This is a genomic window from Microcoleus sp. Pol12A5, from assembly GCF_036701435.1.
Taxonomy (GTDB): domain Bacteria; phylum Cyanobacteriota; class Cyanobacteriia; order Cyanobacteriales; family Microcoleaceae; genus Microcoleus.
The window spans coordinates 1-4,140 of sequence record NZ_JAUBQU010000231.1; the positions used below are offsets into that span (position 1 = coordinate 1).

Here is a 4,140-nt window from a genome sequence, read left to right on the forward strand (position 1 = left end):
GAGCACAAGTCTCTGAGTTGTTGCATCCACTCGACGGGCGCGACAATTACTCCCCCTTCAGCTTGCACCGTTTCAAAAATAATTGCCGCTGGTTTTTCGATTCCAGAATTGACATCATTTAGGACTGCTTCGATATAACCGATAGTATTAAAACTTTCCATGAACCCATAGGGATAGGGCATAAAAGTTACATTATTTGAGGTTACGCCGGCCCCCTCTCTCGCGGCAATATTGCCAGTCGCAGCTAAACTGCCTAACGTCATGCCGTGATAGGCTCCCATGAATGAGAAAATGCCCGGTCTTTTCTTGATTTTTCTGGCTAATTTCAAAGCCGCTTCAACGGCATTTGTTCCCGTTGGGCCGCAAAACTGAACTTTATAATCCAGTTTTTTAGGTTCTAAGACAGACGAAAAGAATTTTTCTAAAAATTCTTTTTTGGCTGAGGTGTGCATATCTAATCCGTGCGCGATCGCGTCCGATTCCAGATACGCTATTACTTTATGCTTGATATAGTCATTGTTGTGCCCGTAATTCAGCGCCCCTGCCCCTGCTAAAAAATCGATATATTCCGCTCCTGTTTCGGAATATATGATAGAATCTTTTGCCCGATGGAATATATCAGGAAAATTTCTGCAATAGCTTCTGACATTAGACTCGCGAATTTCAAAAATATTTGCTGGCTGACTTGGCTTTTGTAGGGCGATGCGATGCATGGCAACTTTCTCACTCTAGTTAATTTGTTAGTTACGCGGCGGACAATTCAAAACTAAACGTTACTTCTCTTTCCAGACTTAACGTCATGGGATACTCGCGATCGATCGGCAACAGCAAGTTCTTCAGGAGCGCGTTTGGTTGCGCCAAGATGCCCTGAATCAATCTGTCAAAATCCTCCAGAATGTGAGTAATTGTGGCTAGCTCGAAGCGGCGGAAATCGTAATTGATGCCGATGCAGAACTTGAGATCCGGATACACGGCAACAGTCAGGGGATAGTTAGTCTTGTAAAAATTCGGCGCATTGGAGAAAATCGTCGAGTTCGAGATTTCTAGACTGCCTTCCCATTTTTCCAAGAGTGAATCCACAGGCGCGTTTTCATACACCAAGATACTCTCGAACAAAGGCTTGCTTCGCGGCACTTGACTCCACCCTTGAATATCAACTAGCGGACTCCACTCGTACTGGCGCATTTCCAGTAATTGTTCTTGAAGCTGCCTCAGCCAAACTAGCAGAGATTGGTCAGAAGCTACCTCGATCCATACGGGCAAGCTGTTAACAAATAGCCCAATTAGCGGCTCGTCTTGTAGTAATTCTACTGGGCGTCCCGCCACCGTACATCCGTAGACGACTTTGCGATCGCCGCTGTAGTAACTGAGCAGCATCGCCCATGCTCCCTGAAAGATTGTACTCAATGTAAGCTGGTGCTGCCGCGAAAAAGTTTGCAGCGCTGCTGTAGTTTCTGGCGATAAATAGATTCTCTGTTCGTCGTATTTTTCCTCGGAATTGAAGGCGCTGCTAGCATCTAGATTGGTGAGGGAAGTAGGCGATCGCAATTCTCCGATCGCTTGCCTCCAATACGTCTGGGCTTTCGCTACATCTTGCTTTTGCAACCATTCTATGTAGTCTCGGTAGGGAATGCTGGGCGCTAAATTTACCTTTTTCCCCTCACAAATCGCCTCGTAAATTTGAAGCACTTCCGCGAGTATCGTGGGGATTGACCACCCATCCATCACAATAAAATGTCTGCTCCAAATAAATTGGTAACAGTTGTCAGCGAGGCGAAACAAAGTCAGGCGCATCAAACACTCTTGGGAAAGGTCGAACCCTAAGGCGCGATCGCTATCCAGAAAAGTATTTAATTGCTCCTCCTGTTCCCCAGGATTTAGCCCCCGCCAGTCGAATTGCTCTAAGGGAACTGTTACTTGCTGATATACAACTTGTAACGGTTTGTTGATATCTTGCCAGAAAAAGCCTGTCCGCAAACTCGCGTGCCGGTTCGCTACTTGCTCCCAAGCGCTAGAGAAAGCGTCAACGTTGAGATTGCCCCGCAACAAAAAGGGCATTTGGAAAAAATACAGTCCCAATTCCGGAGCGAATAAGCTATGAAAAAGAATGCCTTTCTGAATCGGCGAAAGTTCGTAAATATCCTCAATGTTTTCTACTTGCATGAATTTTTACTTGCGTTGGTTGATTTTCGCTAAGAAGCGATCGAGGTCTTTTTGACTCAAATTTGCTTTTGGGAAGTCAGAAGGCGTGTAGGTTCCTGCTTCAGCAGCCTGACAGTGGGCAGCAAGCGATCGCAAATTATCCACAAAATCTTTAGCTAGTTTTTCGATAGTGGTTCGCCGGTAGGCTGCGGAGCTATACCTCCACTCTAGTTGCAGCCTATTTTCTCGCACGCCGGAGTCAATTTCGATCGGATAGCGCCGATTTCCTAGCAGGCTGCTGCGATCGCTTTCTACTAGCTCAAAGGCAAAAGATTCAGCCAAAATCGGATCGAATTGCTCGCGGTAGTTAAATCTAATCGGCGATCGATCCAAGGCTTGCAGGTGCGCCGCTACTTCTGCGTCATCGCCCAAATAGCGCAGTACCCCAAAGCCAGCGCCTCGATTGGGTACGCCCCGCACCTGCTCTTTAATCGCCTTTAAAGCTTCCCCAGGCCCAGAGATGCCCTTGAGAATGAGCTGCACCGGGAAAATCGCCGTAAAGCAGCCAATAGTGCGCGACAAATCGATATCTTTGGCAAAAATTTCTCGCCCCGAAGCCGACAAATCCACCAGCAAGGAATCCGCTTTCGTCCATTGATTAAAAGTTTGCACCAATGCAGTCAGCAATACTTCGCTCGTTTGGGTTCCATAAGCTGCTGGCACTTTTTGCAGTAAAGTGTGAGTTTCTTCAACATCGAGCAAAACTAATACAATGCTCGCCTCATCATGGCTTGGAGAATCAACGGGCAGTTTCGATACTTCTTGACGCCCAGCGAGCCAGTAATCTCGCTCTTGCTGAATTTGTGGCGATTTGGCGTACTCTTGCAGAAATTCTGACCACCGTTTAAAAGTTGCTGTTGTGGGCGGTAATTCTACGGATTTGCCCTGACTCATCTGCGCGATCGCCGCAGAAAGTTCCTCTAGCAAAATTTGCCAGGAAACGCTATCTGCCACCAGTTGATGAATCGTTAATAGCAGGCTATTGGGCCGATCCTTTCCCTGGTTAAACAAAGCCACTCGCCAGAGAATTCCCTCGGCTGGATTCAAACTTTCTTTGAGCTCGGTGGCAGTTCTTTCTAAAGTAATTTCTCCTTCGCTCGCTGGCAACGCCGATAAATCGATGTATGAGAAAGGTTTTGTTTGAATTTCATCTAAACTACCATACATTTGCTGCCAGCCCGATTCAGTATGGAGAAATCGCAGGCGAAGAATGTCGTGGCGATCGAGCAATTTTTGCACCGCTTGCTGCCATAGTTCAGGAGCGATTGCCGAGTCGGTTTTAAATAAAAAGCTCTGGCATTTACCGGAAATTTTTTCTCCTAAAAATTCCTGCTGTATGGGGAGAATAGGCAGCAGTTTTTCAGGCGTCTCAATTGTGCTTGCAACCGCTGCAAGCTCCGCCACAGTGGGACACTCAAACAGTTGTTTGGGCGTCACGCGCAAGCCGGCTTGATTGATTTTGGCGACGATGCGAATGCTTGATATCGAATCTCCGCCTAACTCGAAAAAGTTATCATAAATTCCTACTTTTTCGACCTTTAGCATTTGCCCCCAAATTTGGGCGATAGTTTCCTCGGCAGGCGTGCGAGGTTCTGCGAAAGTTCCTTCTAATTTCGCTCTGGCACTGTCGGGTTCTGGGAGCGATCGCCGGTCTACTTTTCCGTTAGGAGTTAAAGGCAAACTTTTGAGCGTTACAAAAGCCCAAGGCACCATGTACTCAGGCAATTTTGTCGCTAAAAAACGGCGAAGTTCGCTGCTGCTTGGTGCTTGTTTCTGATGAGAAACAAAATAAGCCACGACGCGCTTTTCACCAGGCGCATCTTCCCGCGCCACCACTACAGCCTGCGCGATATCTGGGTGCTGCCCTAACGCTGCCTCAATTTCTCCCAATTCAATGCGGAAGCCCCGGATTTTTACTTGATTGTCAATTCGCCCGAT

Annotated in this window: 3 protein-coding genes; all 3 read right to left on the reverse strand. The window is 47.2% G+C overall.

The annotated features are described in order from the left end of the window. On the reverse strand, positions 1-713 hold a 713-nt coding region (locus tag QUA45_RS28115), incomplete at its 3' end, for an aminotransferase class III-fold pyridoxal phosphate-dependent enzyme (protein WP_333223171.1). 31 nt (positions 714-744) lie between these two features. Then, a complete protein-coding gene (locus QUA45_RS28120; RefSeq protein WP_333223173.1) occupies positions 745-2,163 on the reverse strand; it encodes a condensation domain-containing protein in 1,419 nt (472 codons plus the stop codon). Between the two features lie 6 nt (positions 2,164-2,169). Continuing rightward, positions 2,170-4,140: condensation domain-containing protein (locus QUA45_RS28125; protein ID WP_333223175.1), on the reverse strand; the 1,971-nt coding region annotated here is incomplete at its 5' end.

What these genes read in the sequence shown, in the direction of transcription:
- QUA45_RS28120 (WP_333223173.1), bottom strand. Translation starts at nt 2,163, where the DNA reads ATGCAAGTAGAAAACATTGAGGATATTTACGAACTTTCGCCGATTCAG.